Source organism: Natronincola ferrireducens (genome assembly GCF_900100845.1).
In the GTDB taxonomy this organism is placed as follows: domain Bacteria; phylum Bacillota; class Clostridia; order Peptostreptococcales; family Natronincolaceae; genus Natronincola_B; species Natronincola_B ferrireducens.
Genome location: NZ_FNFP01000015.1, coordinates 1 through 15,927, shown reverse-complemented (window position 1 = coordinate 15,927; position 15,927 = coordinate 1). Strand labels below are relative to the sequence as shown.

Here is a 15,927-nt window from a genome sequence, read left to right as displayed (position 1 = left end):
TCCCCGCTACCATTTTGGCCCCTTGGTCAAGCGGTTAAGACACCGCCCTTTCACGGCGGTAACAGGGGTTCGATTCCCCTAGGGGTCACCAAATTAATTGGGCGCATAGCTCAGCTGGGAGAGCACCTGCCTTACAAGCAGGGGGTCACAGGTTCAAGTCCTGTTGCGCCCACCATTTAAAAACAGGTTAAGGCTAAGGTTAAGAAAATCAGGGAAGAGTTTTGGGATTTGAAACCCAAAAGAATGATCTTGATACTCAACCTCAATCTTAAACAATGTGGCCTGGTAGTTCAGTTGGTTAGAATGCCAGCCTGTCACGCTGGAGGTCGAGGGTTCGAGTCCCTTCCAGGTCGCCACTAAATAAAAATAGGCTAAGGCTAAGGTCAAGAAGCTAGGATGAGTTTTTAGAGATTTGAACCCTAGAAAATGACAATCAGGATTAACCTCAACCTCAAATTTAAACTTATTTACATGCTGGTGTAGCTCAATTGGCAGAGCAGCTGATTTGTAATCAGCAGGTTGCGGGTTCGAGTCCCATCACCAGCTCCATAACAAAACAGGCGAAGGCCAGGGTCAAGAAAATTAGGGAAAGTCTTTAGGGTTTATAACTCCAGAGGATGACCCGAATCTTAACCTGAACCTAGACCTTAATCTCATAACCATGGTGGGGTTCCCGAGTGGCCAAAGGGGGCAGACTGTAAATCTGTTGTCGACGACTTCGAAGGTTCGAATCCTTCTCCCACCACCATATAACACGCGGGTGTGGCGGAATTGGCAGACGCACTAGACTTAGGATCTAGCGGGCGACCGTGGGGGTTCAAGTCCCTCCACCCGCACCAATAATTTATAAAAAAGACAGTGATAAAATTCATTGTCTTTTTTATTTTTTTGCGTATTATCGCTATATTAGTATAAGCCAAGCATAATATGGAAAATCTTATAAATAGTAGAAAAAGTATAATAGAATATTTCAAGAGGTGATTGATATAAAGGAGTATAAAATCCACAAAAATAAGGAATTCATCTCCATTGATATGTCTTTATCTTGGGGGAAAGAGGATACCAATAATTATTATAAAAAATATATGAATCCCCAGTTAGCCAATCTTTTAAACCTACTGGGTTTAACAAAGCATTTTGTCGAAGCCCAAGGGACAAAGGTATGGGATGAAAGAAGAGAAGTATATACGGATTTTTTAGGTGCTTACGGCTCTCTAAATATAGGACATAATAATGAATATGTTATAAAAAGCCTAGAAAAAGTAAAAGCAACCCCAAATCTTCTACAGACGTTTATCAATCCCATTACAACAGCTTTAGCCATAAATTTAGCTACTATAGCACCTGGAAATCTTCAGCACACTTTTTTCTGTAATAGTGGTGCAGAGGCGGTAGAAGGTGCTTTAAAGCTAGCTAAAATTGCTACAGGAAAATCTAGAATTGTTTATTGTAAAGGCTCTTTCCATGGAAAATCTTTAGGGGCACTATCAGTAACGGGAAGAAATAAATACAAACAATATTTTGGTCCATTGGTGCCATTATCGCAGGAGGTAACCTATGGATGCATTGATGAACTACATAATGTACTTAAGAAATATAATGATATCTCAGCTTTTATTGTAGAACCTATACAAGGAGAAGGAGGCATTATTGTACCGCCAAAGGGGTATTTGAAAAAGGCTGAAGCACTATGTAAACAACATAAGGTGCTACTTATCATTGATGAAGTACAAACGGGGTTTGGACGAACAGGATATTGGTTTTCTAGTGATGAGGAAAATGTTTATCCTGATATACTATGTATGGCAAAATCTCTAGGTGGAGGTGTAATGCCTATAGGTGCATACATTACTACCCAGGAAGTATGGAATAAAGGATATGGTAGTTTAGAAAAATGTTTACTACATACATCAACCTTTGGTGGTAATACTTGGGCTTCAGCTGCTGCCATAGCCACCCTCGAATATATACAACAGCATAATCTAGTAGAAGAAACTAAAATAAAGGGAGGTTATTTATTAAAACAACTCCAAGTGTTAAAGGATAAATATCCATTACTAAAGGAGGTTAGGGGAAAAGGCTTAATGATAGGTTTAGAATTTCATTCTGTTAAAGATAACAGATTTTTCAATAAATTTCTTAAAGGCAAAACAGGTGAATTGTTGGAGGAATATGTAGGTGGATTAATTGCTACAGAATTACTAAATAATTACAATATAATTACTGCCTATACCTTAAATAATCCAAATGTTATAAGGATAGAACCCCCCTTGACAATATCCTATGAAGAACTTGATGGCTTTGTATATGCTCTAGAAAACATACTAAAAAAGTATAAAGGGGTAACGGCATTAGCTATTAATAATTTTAAAAATATATTTCAATCAACACTAAGGAGATCATAGTATGGAGAGATTTGGATTTTTAATACATCCTATAGAAATAAATGATATCTACAGAAAGTACAAAATCTTAAAATGGTTACCTGAAAACATGACGGAAACAATAGCAAGTTGCTTTCCTCCATCAGAGGTATCGAAAATCACAGATCTTCAAAGCCCCCATAATAAAGCTGAAGGATGGTTTATAGGTGTACCTTTAACAACTAAAATGATGATGACATTAGATGAAAAAGTAGTTATCAATAAGATCATTAAGGCAGGAAAAATAGCTGAAGGTCTAGGAGCTAAAATATTGGGATTAGGTGCATATACTTCCGTAGTAGGTGATGGAGGAATAACCATTGCTAAGAATTTAAACATTGCTGTTACTACGGGAAATACCTACACTGTAGCAGCAGCTTTTCAGGCTACTAGGGAAGCTTCAAGGCTATTGGGAAGAAGGATTGAAGATTGTGAAATTGCTATTGTTGGAGCAAATGGTTCTATAGGAAAGGTGTGTGCTGAATTAGCCTGTAGATCAGCTAAAAAGGTAACTTTAATTGGTAGAAATATAAGAAAGCTGGAGGAACTAAAGAACTTTTTTACTGAGAAGTATGGCGATATTCCCATAGAATGCACCATTAGTATAAAGGAGGGCATAGCTACAGCAGATGCTGTCATTACTGTAACCAGCAGCCTAGAAGATGTAATACATCCACAGGATATTAAGTCCGGGGCTGTAGTGTGTGATGTGGCAAGACCTAGAGATGTTTCAAAAAAAGTACAGCAGTTAAGAAAAGATGTACTTGTAATAGAGGGTGGAGTAATTGAAGTACCTAAAGGGACCATCTTCAATTTTAACTTTGGGTTTCCTGTTGGACTTTCCTATGCCTGTATGGCTGAAACTATGATATTAGCATTAGAGAAAAAATATGAAAACTTTAGCCTAGGTAGGGACATACATATAGATAAGGTAGATGAAATCAATTACTTAGCAGAGAAACATGGTTTTAAACTTGCAGGACTTAGAAGCTTTGAAAGAGTTGTAGATGAAAAGTATGTTGAAGAGGTTTTAATGAATATAGAAAAAGCAACAGAAATAGATTAGGGAAGGCTTTGTCTACCCTAATCTATTTTCACTTTGTAGAAAGAACTAATACCAAATTAAAGATTTCCGTTATCTCTATCCTACTTAAATAACTTGTTTGTTTTTATTAATTTTCTTTTGTTGATCTTTGTCGTACTTCATTAGAGAACGAATAGTTAAAGGAAGGGCAAACAGGTTGATGAAGCCTTCTGCATCCTTTTGATTATATACATCATCTTCTCCAAAGGTAACAAATTCTTCATTATATAAAGAATAAGGTGAAGCTGAAGCCACAGCTGTACAAGTTCCCTTATAAAGCTTCAATTTAACGATACCTGTCACATATTGTTGGGTGCTATCGACAAATTGATCCAATGCTTCTTTTAGGGGTGTAAACCAAAGACCATCATAAACCAATTGAGCATATTTTTCAGCAATATTCTTTTTAAAATTCATCGTAGCTCTATCTAATGTTAACTTTTCTAAGGATTTATGGGCTTCATATAATATTGTGCCTCCTGGGGTTTCATATACACCTCTGGATTTCATACCCACAAGTCTATTTTCAACAATGTCGATAATACCTATACCATGGGCACCACCGATTTTGTTTAGCTTTTCAACCAATTCTACAGGGCTATATTGAAACCCATCTATTGCAACTGGGATGCCGTGAGAAAACTGAACTTCTACATAAGCGGGGGTATCAGGTGCTTTTTCTGGAGCTACAGACATTTTGTAAATATTTTCATCATGTTCATTCCAGGGATTTTCTAAATTCCCCCCTTCATGGCTTATATGCCAAATGTTGCTATCACGACTATAGATGTCTTTTTTAGTAACTGGAATAGGGATATTATTTTTTAATGCATAATCAACACAATCTTCTCTAGATTTTAAATCCCAAACACGCCAAGGGGCAATAATCTTAATATATGGATTTAATGCCTTAATGGAGGCTTCAAAACGAACCTGATCATTACCTTTCCCAGTGGCACCATGGGCAATGGCTATAGCACCTTCCTTTTCAGCAATTTCCACTAATTTTTTTGCAATTAAAGGTCTTGCAAAGGAAGTTCCCAATAAATAATCATCTTCATAAACAGCCCCAGCCTTAAGGGTAGGATAGATATAGTCAGTAACAAACTCTTCCTTAACGTCTAATATATAGGCTTTGATAGCACCAGTTGATAAAGCTTTTTGCTTAACAGCAGCAAAATCATCTTCTTGACCTACATCGACACAAACAGCAATAACTTCATATTGATAAGTATTTTCCAACCACTTTAAAATTACAGACGTATCTAGGCCTCCCGAGTAAGCTAAAACAACCTTTTCTTTTTTCATATGCCAATCCCTCCATAAAATCAATTCTTATAAATATAATTATAAACAAAAACGGATAAATATGCAAGTGCATTTTTAATAAATATACAATAATAATTAATAAATATGTATAAACGCTATTAAACCATTAATACCTTTGAAAATCCACAAAAATATAACATGGTTTTATAAAATTAATTGACAATATAAAATAAAAAATGTATAAATATGTCGTAAAACATACAAAAAAATAAAAGGCAGAGGATTTTCTGCCTTTAACATTGTAATGTCCTGTGTAAAAGTGAGGGATACGAAATCAAAGATTTAGGTCATCTGTTTTTCTAACTTGTATATTGTTTCGAACCTTCACAACTCCTTCTATTCCCATAGCAATCTCCTTAGCTAATTCAATATCTTGATGGGTATCTAGGGTTCCTGACAGGATAACTTCTCCATTAGAAACCCTCCTTGTAATATCCCTATAATCTAGTGGTGAGTTACTATAGGCTTGTAAAATATTATTACTGATGGTATCGTCAGTATATTTACCTTCACTATTAATATTGATGTTATTTACAACATCCTTTACTCCTCTGACTCCTGAGGCCAAATCCATAGCTTTATGACAATCTTGCAAGGTATCTGCATGACCCATGAGATTTACAACACCCCTATCAACTTTTGCACCGATACTAAGGGTCCTCTCACTATTGTGATGGAGTTTATCTACAACTTCTTTTTCCATATGCTTGTCGGTAATATTACTGTCCATAGCAATAGTAATTTTGTTTTCCAATTTTCTTACCCCTGGTATCTTCATAACTATTTCTTCAGCAAACTTTTTTTCAGTTAATACATCTACCATTCCTGACATATGGACATAGCCATCCTTACAAAAAACATTAATATCCATTGCACTTTCTTGCATCTTCTCTTCTAGCTGATCTTTTATATAATCTACAATTAGCTGATCTTTAGTGGGGATTTTGTCATTAATAATTACATTTTTTCGTTTTTTGTTTCCGTTATTTGACATAAGCTTCTCCCTTTCCTATATGATTTTAAACATAGTTTCTCTCAAATTACTGAAAATATGTTTTAAAAGTTCATGAAATCTAATGATGACCTCTAGAAATATATTTTTTTGACTATACTATGAGTAGGACTGTCTATTAGATACATAGTCCTTATGTTACTTAAAGGTATTTAAAAAAATGTATAAACATTTTATAATAGAATATATACATAAAATAAAAAAATAAAAATTATTATTTGTTGTCATTTATAAGAAGGGTTTTCTCTTTATAGTATGGAAATATTAACTATAGATAATTAGTCTAAATAATCTCAGGATTCCTAATTTATATATTTTCAATAAAAATGAGAAATTTATATCGGTGCCATAATAAAAAATATATTCTCGACAGGATTAAGAGGTGTTATATATGCAGGATTTAATGGAAATTATAAAAAATATTGGAATGCGTGATGTAGCTGATATGGCTATTGTTGCATTTGTATTTTATAAATTGTATATGCTAATTAGAGAAACTAGGGCAGAGCAATTAATCAAGGGGATTTTAGTTTTACTTTTAGCTACTCAGCTCAGCGAGTGGCTACAATTCCATGCCATCAACTGGATTTTAAGAAATACTATGACAGTAGGTTTGATCGCCCTATTAATTGTATTTCAACCAGAGCTCCGTCGGGCCTTAGAGTACATAGGTAGAACAAAGTTTCTCACAAAATCTATTGTTGATATTGAGCATGAGGAAGTCAACCTAATGGTAGAAGAGATTGTAGAGGCCGTTGGTTCCTTATCAAGACAAAAAATTGGTGCTCTTATGGTGTTGGAAAGAGAAACTGGATTAAATGAAGTGGTGGAAACAGGGACTCAAATTAAAGGAAAAATATCTAGGGGACTATTAATTAACATATTCATGCCCAATACACCACTACATGATGGTGCTGTTGTCATCAGGAAAAGTGTTATTCTGGCAGCGGGATGCTTCCTTCCTTTAACCGATAGCAATCAAATTAGTAAAGATTTAGGTACAAGACATAGGGCAGGAATCGGAATAACAGAACGTTCAGATGCTATTGTAGTTATTGTGTCGGAGGAGACCGGAGCCATTTCCATAGCTGAAAATGGAAACCTAACAAGGTTTTTAGATGCTAAGACCCTAAAATCCTCATTAATTGATGGCTTTAAAACTACAGAGAAAAAACAATGGCAAATTCTAAGAATGAAATGGAGGCATAAAAGATGAGCAATTTTAACAGAAGAAATTTAATGCCGAAAATGATTTCAATTCTTTTTGCCTTAACTATATGGATGTATGTTATGAGTGAAATCAATCCTAGAATAACAACCAATGAACAAAATATTCCCATAGTGTTTGAAAATATAGAAGAAGTTAGACAAATGGGTTTAGTGGTAAAGGGAAACGAGGATTATACCATAAGAGTAAGGCTATCTGGACGTAGAGATGCAGTCCAGAGGGTATCGAGAGATGAAATTAAAGCAACGGCTGATTTGCTGGGCTATAGGGCTGGAGTTAACAATATTCCAATAGAAGTGTCGGTACCTAATGATGTAGAGGTAGACTTTAGTCCAAAATTCATTCGGGTAGAGCTTGAAGAGATAGTCAGCAAACAAAAACCTATAAATATAGTTGTGGAAGGAACACCTAGGAAAGGACATGTATTAGGAAAGATAACCTATGAACCTACTGTCGTATGGGTGGAGGGTCCTGAAAGCTTGGTCAATGCTGTAGAAGTGGTGGAGGCAACCATTAAGCTAGCGGAGGAATTTCAAAATATAACTACTGAAATTCCATTAAGACCTCTAAACAGTAGGGGGGAAGAAGTGCAAAATGTTTGGCTGGAAACCAACAGGGTAGTTGTAACGCTTCCAATAGATCAGCTTAAAACAGTGGAGGTCAATCCTCTTGTAGAGGTCACCGGTGCTACCGGTTATGAAGTAAGTAGTATAGCTGTTAATCCCAGTACAGTAACCATAAGGGGACAACAGGAAATTTTAGATACCATTGAATATATTGAAACAGAAGCTATTGTTATCAATAATGTATCTGAAAATATTACTAGAAGTGTAGGTTTAAAGCTGCCAGAAGGTGTCACAGTGGTTGAACCCGAAACAGTAGATATCGTCATTGCTGTAGAGGCTATAGTGGAGGAAATCTTTGAGATAACAAGAGATGATGTTGTATTTAATAATGTGGCATCGGGCTTAAGGGTGGATAGAAGTGAGATGCCAGAGGTGCTACAAGTTAAAATATTGGCTAACGAAACAGTATTGCAGGCTGTAGATATAAAGGATATTAAAATCATAGTAGACATGGGGGGACTAGATGAAAATCAATATACAATAGAACCTGTGGTGGATTTACCTTTTCTTGTTCAGCGCAGGGCTAGACAGATAGAGCTGATACCTAAAACCATTAATGTTAGGCTAATCAGAGAATAACCAGCTATAGCTAATAAAAAGTCCCTGTGGGGCTTTTCTTTCTAAGGATGGTGTGAAGGATGAAAAAGCTAGAACTTGATTTGATTTTAAAAAGCACCAATGAAGGTGTAATAACCGTAGATTCCCAAGGAAGGATTACACTATTTAATCGAGCTGCTGAAAAAATTATAGGGTTTTTAGAAAAAAATGTGTTAGGAATGCCTATACAAGAGGTTATTACTAGTACTAGATTGCCCCATATCCTAAAAACTGGAGAAGCAGAGCTTAATCAAAAACAGCCCTTAGGAAATACAACTATTATTACTAGTCGTATTCCAGTTAAAGATGAAGAGGGTAATGTCATAGGGGCAGTGGCAATTTTTAGAGATGTAACTGAGGTAGTGGCTTTAACCCACCAAATCTATAAGCTTAAGGAGATGCAAAGTCTATTGGAGGGAATCTTTCATTCCACACAGGATGCCATTTCCGTATGTGATGAAAATGGCATTGGGGTTTTGATCAACCCTGCCTATACGAGGGTAACAGGATTAACAGATAAAGATATTATAGGTAAGCCTGTTACAGCAGATATAGCGGAAGGAGATAGTATTCATCTACAGGTATTAAATACGAAAAAACCTGTAAAGAATGCTAGATTGAAAATAGGGCCCCAAAATAAAGAAGTAGTGGTTCATGCCGCTCCTATTATTGTAGATGGTGAATTGAAGGGGAGCGTAGGTGTCCTCCATGATATGACGGAAATTAAAAAGCTTACGGAGGAATTAATTACAGCTAAGCAAATTATACGAAAACTGGAGGCTAAATATTTATTTGAGGATATTATTGCTGAGGATGAAGGAATGATGGCTGCAGTGGAGAAAGCAAAACAAGCATCGGTAACACCGGCTACTGTATTACTTAGGGGAGAAAGTGGTACAGGAAAGGAGCTCTTTGCCCATGCCATTCATAACCTTTCCCAGAGAAGGTATAACCAATTTGTCAGGGTTAATTGTGCAGCCATAAGCGAAAGCTTACTGGAAAGTGAATTATTTGGCTACGAGGAAGGTGCGTTTACAGGGGCCAGAAAGGGTGGAAAGAGGGGCTTGTTTGAGGAGGCCCATGGAGGAACCATATTTCTAGATGAAATAACAGAAATACCCATTAGTACCCAAGCAAAACTATTAAGAGTTCTCCAGGAAAGGGAAGTTATACGGGTAGGAAATACTAAGCCTATCAATATCAATGTTCGTGTGATTGCAGCCACCAATGTACCCCTGGAGGAAGCCGTGAAGAAGGGAAGGTTTAGAGAAGATCTCTATTATCGCTTAAATGTAATTCCTATTGAGATACCACCCCTCAGAAGGAGAAAAAAAGATTTACCTCTTTTGGTTCTCCACTTAATTAGTAAATATAATCAGGAATATGGAAGAAATGTAGAAAACATATCTAAAGAAGCTTTAGAGCAATTAACAGCTTATGATTGGCCTGGAAATGTAAGAGAACTACAAAATTATATTGGAAGGACCTTCATTAATATGAAGTATACAGAAAAGGTTATTGAAGAAGAACATCTACCTAAATTTTTTGAACAGGGGGAAGACTTATCCTTTATGAAGGAGGTAGATAAAGAAAAACTCTATGGGGAAGAAGAACAAACTTTGAAAGAAGTAATAGAAAAAGTGGAAAAGGATTATATTCAAAAAATACTACAAAAATATCATGGTAATCGAACTTTAGCTGCAAAGGAATTGAAAATCTCTCTACGAAATTTATATTATAAGTTGGATAAATATCATATAGAAGGAATATGAAAAAAGTTGCACAATACCATGCAACTTTTTTCATGCAATAATTTGCATACAGAAAACATATAATAAAAAGTTTGAATATTAAAAATTTTAAATATGAAGGACACTGTTGAAATTTCAATGGTACAAAAAGACTTATAAAGTAGGTATAAAGTGGCATAGGTTTTGCAAAAGAATAGAGGAAGGGAAAATTAATGAAAAAGAGGTGAAGATCTATGATTAGAAACTTTGAAGAGGTAATGAAAATAGCTAGAGAAAGAGGACCTAAAGTCGTATCCGTAGCCTGTGCTGAAGACATAGAAGTATTGATGGCAGTTAATGCCGCAAAGCAAGAAGGCATTGCAGATGCTATCCTAGTAGGGGATGCTGAAAAAATAGCTGCAATTGCTGTAGATAAAAACATTGATTTAGGACAATTTGAAATAATAGATATTAAAGATGCTGTGGAAGCATCAAGAAAAGCTGTAGAACTGGTTTCTACAGGAAAAGCCCATATGGTGATGAAGGGTTTAGTGGACACATCCATTATCTTAAAGGCGGTGCTGGATGCAGAAATTGGTCTTAGGACAGGGAACGTATTAAGTCATGTTGCTGTATTTGACGTAAAAGGCTATGACAGAATGTTTCTTGTAACAGATGCTGCCATGAATATCGCCCCTGATTTAAATACAAAAAAACAAATTATAGAAAATGCTGTTCATATTGCCCATGCATTAGATATAGAAGAGCCAAAGGTAGCGGTTGTATGTGCTAAAGAGAAGGCAAACCCTAAAATGCCAGATACCATGGATGCCGTGGCCCTTGAAGAAATGAATCAAAAGGGAGAATTAAAAAATTGTTTAGTAGGTGGTCCCTTTGCTTTAGATAATGCGGTGTCTGTAGAGGCAGCAAAGCATAAAGGAATTGACCATCCAGTAGCAGGCTATGCAGATATTTTGATGGCCCCAGACATTGAAGCAGGGAATGTACTCTACAAATCCATGGTTTTCTTTGCAGGAGCAAAAAATGCTGGTGTAATTGTAGGAGCAAAAGCACCAATTGTATTAACATCTAGGGCAGATAGTGATGAAGCAAAGCTTTATTCTATTGCCCTAGGTGTATTGGCAGCAGCAAAATTATTTTAGTTGAAAGGTGGAGATCGTCATGAGTGAAGTTTACAGAATATTAGCCATCAATCCTGGTTCAACATCTACAAAAATTGCTATATTTGATAATGAAAAACCAGTATTTGAAGAGGTTTTAAGACATTCAACAGAGGAGTTAAGTCAGTATAAAACAGTGTTTGATCAATATGAGTTTAGAAAAAATGTGATTCTTGATACCCTTAATGAAAAAGGCATTAACATCACAAAGCTTGCGGCTGTAGTAGGTAGAGGGGGGTTACTAAAGCCCATTGCTGGAGGAACCTATCGGGTAGATGAGGCAATGCTAGAGGATTTAAAGGTAGGGGTTTTGGGACAGCATGCATCTAATTTAGGGGGTGTGTTGGCCTTTGAAATCGCATGTCAGCTAAACATTCCTCCCTTCATCGTAGATCCTGTTGTAGTAGATGAAATTCAGGACATTGCAAGAATTTCAGGAATGCCTGAGCTGGAAAGAAAAAGTATCTTCCATGCCTTAAACCAAAAGGCTGTGGCTAGAAGGGCAGCTAAGGATAAAGGTGGAGACTACCAAGACTTTAACTTTATCGTAGCCCATCTAGGGGGAGGAATTTCTGTAGGAGCCCATGAGAAAGGTAAAGTAATAGATGTAAACAACGCCTTGGATGGTGATGGACCCTTCTCTCCAGAAAGAGCAGGAGGTCTTCCTGCTGGAGACTTTGCTAAGCTATGTTTCTCAGGTAAATATACTCATGATGAAATTAAGAAGAAGCTAGTAGGCCAAGGGGGTTTAGTTGCTTATCTAGGTACCAATGATGGTCGTGAAGTAGTAAAAATGATAGAAGCTGGGGATGAAAGGGCTGAAGTTATCTATAAGGCTATGGCTTATCAGGTAGCCAAGGAAATAGGAGGATGTAGTGCTGTATTAAAGGGAAAGGTAGACGCCATTATCTTAACCGGTGGTATTGCCTACGATAAAATCTTCACAGGATGGATTGAAGAAAAAGTATCCTTTATCTCTGAAGTGCTAGTATATCCAGGGGAGGATGAAATGATTGCCCTTACAGAAGGAGCCCTAAGGGTTCTTAGAGAAGAAGAGGAAGCTAAACTATACCAGTAAAAAAGGTGATAACCATGCTAAAGGATCATAGGATTCGAATTATTATCGGGCATTATGGTAGTGGTAAGACAGAATTTGCAGTAAATTATGCTGTTAATTTAGCTAAGGAAGGGAAAAAAGTTGCATTAGCTGATTTAGATATTGTAAATCCTTATTTTCGCAGTAGAGAAAAGGAAGATTTATTAGAGGGTCAAGGCATCAAAGTAATAGCCAGCTATATTAAAGGCTCTGGGTCCGATTTACCTGCAGTAACAGGAGATGTATTAGCACCATTACAGGATAAAACCTATGATGTCGTATTAGATGTAGGTGGAGACTCCGTAGGAGCTAGGGCATTGGCAAGATATAAGGAATATTGGAATTATAAGGATTACGATATGTTTTGTGTTGTTAATGCCAACCGATTTGAAACAACAACAGTAGAAGGTGTCCTACAACACATTGAGGGGATGGAAGCTGCATCAGGAGCAAAGGTGACGGGACTAATCAATAATACCCATCTCTTAAGACACACAACTGTTGAAGAGGTTTTAAAGGGTCAGGAACTATGTGAAAAGGTGGGAAATGTGTTAAATATTCCTATTAAATATATTAGTGTCCTTGAAGAAATAACCAAGGACCTTCCTAGTCATCTTGAAGGGACCATTATGCCCATTAAAATGATGATGAGGGAAGATTGGATGTAAACTTACTAAATCCTTGAGGAGGTTTAACGATGGCAAAAGCAAAGGGAAGAGTAGAATTTAATGAAGACCGGTGTAAAGGCTGTGAGCTGTGTACAACAGTATGTCCTGTTAAAATTGTAAAAATGGATAAAAAGAGAATCAATGTAAAAGGCTATCATCCAGCAACTGTGGAGGAAATGGATAAATGTATTGGATGTGCCAACTGTGCAACCATCTGTCCAGACCTAGTAATCAAAGTGGAGAGAGATTAGTAGAATAATCAATTGTGAGGAGGGAACGTAATGGCTAAAATATTAATGAAGGGAAACGAAGCAATAGGAGCAGCTGCTATTAAGGCTGGATGTAAATATTTCTTCGGTTATCCTATTACACCACAAAATGAGTTACCTGAATTTATGTCTAAAGAGCTTCCTAAAGTAGATGGAGTATTTGTACAGGCGGAATCAGAAGTAGCTGCTATCAACATGGTATACGGTGGAGCGGGAACTGGTGCAAGGGTTATGACTTCATCTTCTTCTCCAGGAATTGCACTAAAACAAGAAGGTATCACTTATATCGCTGGAGCTGAGTTGCCATGTGTTATTGTAAACATTAGTAGAGGTGGTCCAGGTCTAGGAGGAATTCAACCATCTCAAGCCGACTATTTCCAGTCCACACGAGGGGGCGGAAACGGAGACTATAGAGTATTAGTATATGCACCTGCCAGCCTACAGGAAGCAGTGGATTTAGTTATAGAAGCTTTTGATGTAGCTGATTATTATAGAAATCCAGTCATGGTTGTAGGGGATGGTATGATTGGTCAAATGATGGAACCAGTTGAGTTTAAGGAACCAGCTACAAAAAGGGATCTACCCGTAAAGGATTGGGCTACAACAGGAACTGAGGGGAAGAGGAAGCCAAACATTATCAACTCTCTAGCATTAGATCCTGAGGAACTAGAAAAGCATAACATCAAATTAGATAAAAAGTACAAAGAAATGGAAGAAAAAGAAGTAAGATATGAAATGTACAAAATGGAGGATGCAGAAGTAGTGATGGTTGCCTATGGTACTACAGCGAGAATCGTTAAAAATGCTGTAGATGCCCTTGAAAAGGAAGGTATCAAGGTAGGACTTATTAGGCCAATTACCCTATGGCCTTTCCCCCATAAAGCCTTTAAAGAAATTCCTGCTACAGCCAAAGCTTTATTAAGTGTAGAAATGAGTATGGGACAAATGATAGATGACATCAAGATTGCCAACGAAGGTAGATTACCTGTAGAATTCTACGGTAGAGCTGGGGGAATGATTCCTACACCAGAGGCAATTGTAGCGAAGGTAAAGGATATTTTAGGGGGTGGAAAATAATGAATGTTGTATTCAAGCAGACAGAAGGTTTAACCGATAAACAATTTCACTATTGTCCAGGATGTACCCATGGTATTATCCATAGATTGGTTGGAGAAGTATTGGAGGAGTTAGGGGTTGTAGGAAAGACTATTGGGGTAGCTCCAGTAGGGTGTTCTGTTTTAGCATATGATTACTTTAACTGTGATATGCATGAAGCCTCCCATGGTAGAGCTCCTGCCGTCGCAACTGGTATCAAAAGAATATTACCAAATAACGTAGTATTCACCTACCAAGGGGATGGAGACTTAGCATCCATAGGTACTGCTGAAATTATTCATGCAGCCCACAGAAGCGAAAGATTCACAACCATTTTTGTTAACAATGCCATCTATGGTATGACGGGGGGACAAATGGCTCCTACCACATTGATCGGTCAAAAAACCACCACTTCTCAGGATGGTAGAAAACAAGAAACCACTGGAATGCCTTTAAGAATGTCAGAAATGCTTGCAACGATTGATGGTGCAGTATTTGTAGAGAGGGTTTCTGTTCACAATGTAGCCCATATTAGAAAGGCTAAAAAAGCTATCAAAAAAGCCTTTGAAATTCAATTAGAAGGCAAAGGATTTGGTATTGTAGAAGTATTATCCACCTGTCCTACTAACTGGGGCATTACACCAGTGGACTCGTTAAAATGGTTGGAAGAAAATATGATTCCATATTATCCATTAGGAAACTTCCGTACACCAGAGGAGGGGAAATAATATGACAACTGAAAAGATTATTATGGCAGGATTTGGTGGTCAAGGGGTTATGTCTATGGGACAGCTTTTGACTTATTCAGGAATGCTTGAAGATAAGCACGTTTCTTGGTTGCCCTCCTATGGTCCAGAAATGCGTGGGGGTACAGCTAACTGTTCTGTAATTGTGTCCGATAGCTTAATAGGCTCACCTATTATTACCCAAGACGCTACAGCTGTGATTGTTATGAATCTACCATCATTAATTAAATTTGAAAAGAACTTAAAAAGTGGTGGTAAATTATTAATCAACAGTTCATTAATTGAGAGAAAGCCCGACAGAGAAGACCTAGAAATCTATTATATTCCAGCTAATGAGATTGCCAATGAAATAGGCAATGCAAGGGTGGCAAATATGGTAATGCTAGGGGCTTATTTAGAGTTAACCAAGATTGTAGATGTAAACTCAGTAGTAGAGGCATTTAAAAAAGTATATGGATCAGATAAAGAACACCTTATTCCATTAAACCAAGAAGCCCTTGAGCGTGGAGCAGCAGCAGTCAGAGGATAATATATATAGGAGAGCACTCCTTTTTAATGAACTGCACCCTGTCAAGTAGACAGTGGAAATAATAAAAACTAATCTAAGCGGCCACAGCTCGAAATTCCATCGGGCTAAGGTCGCTTAATTTCTTTTGTAATCTCTTATGATTATAGAAATGAATGTATTCATCTATCGCCTCATTTAGCTCTTTGAAGGTATTGTATTTATTGAGATAATACTTTTCACATTTTAGAGTTCCAAAAAAACCTTCCATTGGCCCATTGTCAATACACTTTCCTACACGTGACATACTTTGCGTCATTCCTGCTGCTTCTACCTTA

General features: G+C 37.0%; 15 protein-coding genes and 6 tRNA genes. 18 read left to right on the top strand and 3 right to left on the bottom strand.

What is annotated here, in order from left to right:
• The first annotated feature begins 16 nt into the window (after positions 1–16).
• The 8 genes from BLS22_RS14580 (at position 17) to BLS22_RS14545 (ending at position 3,489) form a co-directional block, all read left to right on the top strand.
• Positions 17–91 (top strand) — tRNA-Glu (locus BLS22_RS14580).
• A gap of 8 nt (positions 92–99) precedes the next feature.
• Positions 100–175 (top strand) — tRNA-Val (locus tag BLS22_RS14575).
• 104 nt (positions 176–279) lie between these two features.
• Positions 280–356 (top strand) — tRNA-Asp (locus BLS22_RS14570).
• Between the two features lie 117 nt (positions 357–473).
• Positions 474–549: transfer RNA gene (locus BLS22_RS14565), tRNA-Thr, on the top strand.
• Positions 550–663: 114 nt separating this feature from the next.
• A tRNA-Tyr gene (locus tag BLS22_RS14560) sits at positions 664–748 on the top strand.
• Between the two features lie 8 nt (positions 749–756).
• Positions 757–839: transfer RNA gene (locus tag BLS22_RS14555), tRNA-Leu, on the top strand.
• A 138-nt stretch (positions 840–977) separates the two neighbouring features.
• Positions 978–2,405, top strand: coding sequence for an aspartate aminotransferase family protein (locus BLS22_RS14550; protein WP_244269570.1), 1,428 nt, complete (start codon positions 978–980; stop codon positions 2,403–2,405).
• A 1-nt stretch (position 2,406) separates the two neighbouring features.
• Positions 2,407–3,489 carry a shikimate dehydrogenase gene (locus BLS22_RS14545; protein ID WP_090555056.1) on the top strand — a complete coding sequence of 361 codons (1,083 nt, stop codon included), beginning with the start codon at positions 2,407–2,409 and terminating at the stop codon, positions 3,487–3,489.
• An 84-nt stretch (positions 3,490–3,573) separates the two neighbouring features.
• On the opposite strand, the gene BLS22_RS14540 is transcribed toward BLS22_RS14545, so the two are convergent.
• On the bottom strand, positions 3,574–4,815 hold the full coding sequence (locus BLS22_RS14540; protein WP_090555054.1) for an argininosuccinate synthase: 1,242 nt from the start codon (positions 4,813–4,815) through the stop codon (positions 3,574–3,576).
• Positions 4,816–5,110: 295 nt separating this feature from the next.
• Positions 5,111–5,830, bottom strand: a complete 720-nt coding sequence (locus tag BLS22_RS14535) for a BON domain-containing protein (RefSeq protein ID WP_090555052.1) — start codon at positions 5,828–5,830, stop codon at positions 5,111–5,113.
• 409 nt (positions 5,831–6,239) lie between these two features.
• Between BLS22_RS14535 and cdaA the strand changes: the two genes are divergently transcribed.
• The 10 genes from cdaA to BLS22_RS14485 all read left to right on the top strand — a co-directional run bounded on the left by cdaA (position 6,240) and on the right by BLS22_RS14485 (position 15,613).
• A complete protein-coding gene (cdaA, locus tag BLS22_RS14530) occupies positions 6,240–7,064 on the top strand; it encodes a diadenylate cyclase CdaA (RefSeq protein WP_090555050.1) in 825 nt (274 codons plus the stop codon).
• Positions 7,061–8,281 carry a CdaR family protein gene (locus BLS22_RS14525; RefSeq protein WP_090555048.1) on the top strand — a complete coding sequence of 407 codons (1,221 nt, stop codon included), beginning with the start codon at positions 7,061–7,063 and terminating at the stop codon, positions 8,279–8,281. Before cdaA ends, BLS22_RS14525 begins: the two co-directional genes overlap by 4 nt.
• Before the next feature lie 59 nt (positions 8,282–8,340).
• Complete coding sequence (locus BLS22_RS14520) at positions 8,341–10,071, top strand: sigma-54 interaction domain-containing protein (protein ID WP_090555047.1); 1,731 nt, start codon at positions 8,341–8,343, stop codon at positions 10,069–10,071.
• Positions 10,072–10,283: 212 nt separating this feature from the next.
• On the top strand, positions 10,284–11,192 hold the full coding sequence (locus BLS22_RS14515) for a phosphate butyryltransferase (protein ID WP_090555045.1): 909 nt from the start codon (positions 10,284–10,286) through the stop codon (positions 11,190–11,192).
• A 19-nt stretch (positions 11,193–11,211) separates the two neighbouring features.
• Positions 11,212–12,288 (top strand): butyrate kinase, encoded by a 1,077-nt coding sequence (gene buk, locus BLS22_RS14510; protein ID WP_090555043.1) that lies wholly within the window; start codon positions 11,212–11,214, stop codon positions 12,286–12,288.
• Positions 12,289–12,302: 14 nt separating this feature from the next.
• Complete coding sequence (locus tag BLS22_RS14505; protein WP_090555041.1) at positions 12,303–12,974, top strand: nucleotide-binding protein; 672 nt, start codon at positions 12,303–12,305, stop codon at positions 12,972–12,974.
• A 29-nt stretch (positions 12,975–13,003) separates the two neighbouring features.
• Positions 13,004–13,225 (top strand): 4Fe-4S dicluster domain-containing protein, encoded by a 222-nt coding sequence (locus BLS22_RS14500; RefSeq protein WP_090555039.1) that lies wholly within the window; start codon positions 13,004–13,006, stop codon positions 13,223–13,225.
• A 30-nt stretch (positions 13,226–13,255) separates the two neighbouring features.
• Entirely contained in the window at positions 13,256–14,320 is a 1,065-nt protein-coding gene (locus BLS22_RS14495) for a 3-methyl-2-oxobutanoate dehydrogenase subunit VorB (protein WP_090555037.1), read from the top strand.
• Positions 14,320–15,066, top strand: a complete 747-nt coding sequence (locus tag BLS22_RS14490; RefSeq protein WP_090555035.1) for a thiamine pyrophosphate-dependent enzyme — start codon at positions 14,320–14,322, stop codon at positions 15,064–15,066. The genes BLS22_RS14495 and BLS22_RS14490 overlap by 1 nt, the downstream gene beginning before the upstream one ends.
• Position 15,067: 1 nt before the next feature.
• Complete coding sequence (locus BLS22_RS14485) at positions 15,068–15,613, top strand: 2-oxoacid:acceptor oxidoreductase family protein (RefSeq protein WP_090555033.1); 546 nt, start codon at positions 15,068–15,070, stop codon at positions 15,611–15,613.
• A 73-nt stretch (positions 15,614–15,686) separates the two neighbouring features.
• Here BLS22_RS14485 and BLS22_RS14480 read toward each other — a convergent pair.
• On the bottom strand, positions 15,687–15,927 hold a 241-nt coding region (locus BLS22_RS14480; RefSeq protein ID WP_143011302.1), incomplete at its 5' end, for an IS3 family transposase.

Bases quoted from the DNA above. Each gene is read 5' to 3' on its own strand.
- buk (WP_090555043.1), top strand. From the start codon at position 11,212: ATGAGTGAAGTTTACAGAATATTAGCCATCAATCCTGGTTCAACATCT.
- BLS22_RS14500 (WP_090555039.1), top strand. From the start codon at position 13,004: ATGGCAAAAGCAAAGGGAAGAGTAGAATTTAATGAAGACCGGTGTAAA.
- BLS22_RS14520 (WP_090555047.1), top strand. From the start codon at position 8,341: ATGAAAAAGCTAGAACTTGATTTGATTTTAAAAAGCACCAATGAAGGT.
- BLS22_RS14535 (WP_090555052.1), bottom strand. From the start codon at position 5,830: ATGTCAAATAACGGAAACAAAAAACGAAAAAATGTAATTATTAATGAC.
- BLS22_RS14495 (WP_090555037.1), top strand. From the start codon at position 13,256: ATGGCTAAAATATTAATGAAGGGAAACGAAGCAATAGGAGCAGCTGCT.
- BLS22_RS14485 (WP_090555033.1), top strand. From the start codon at position 15,068: ATGACAACTGAAAAGATTATTATGGCAGGATTTGGTGGTCAAGGGGTT.
- BLS22_RS14525 (WP_090555048.1), top strand. From the start codon at position 7,061: ATGAGCAATTTTAACAGAAGAAATTTAATGCCGAAAATGATTTCAATT.
- cdaA (WP_090555050.1), top strand. From the start codon at position 6,240: ATGCAGGATTTAATGGAAATTATAAAAAATATTGGAATGCGTGATGTA.
- BLS22_RS14490 (WP_090555035.1), top strand. From the start codon at position 14,320: ATGAATGTTGTATTCAAGCAGACAGAAGGTTTAACCGATAAACAATTT.
- BLS22_RS14505 (WP_090555041.1), top strand. From the start codon at position 12,303: ATGCTAAAGGATCATAGGATTCGAATTATTATCGGGCATTATGGTAGT.
- BLS22_RS14540 (WP_090555054.1), bottom strand. From the start codon at position 4,815: ATGAAAAAAGAAAAGGTTGTTTTAGCTTACTCGGGAGGCCTAGATACG.
- BLS22_RS14515 (WP_090555045.1), top strand. From the start codon at position 10,284: ATGATTAGAAACTTTGAAGAGGTAATGAAAATAGCTAGAGAAAGAGGA.
- BLS22_RS14545 (WP_090555056.1), top strand. From the start codon at position 2,407: ATGGAGAGATTTGGATTTTTAATACATCCTATAGAAATAAATGATATC.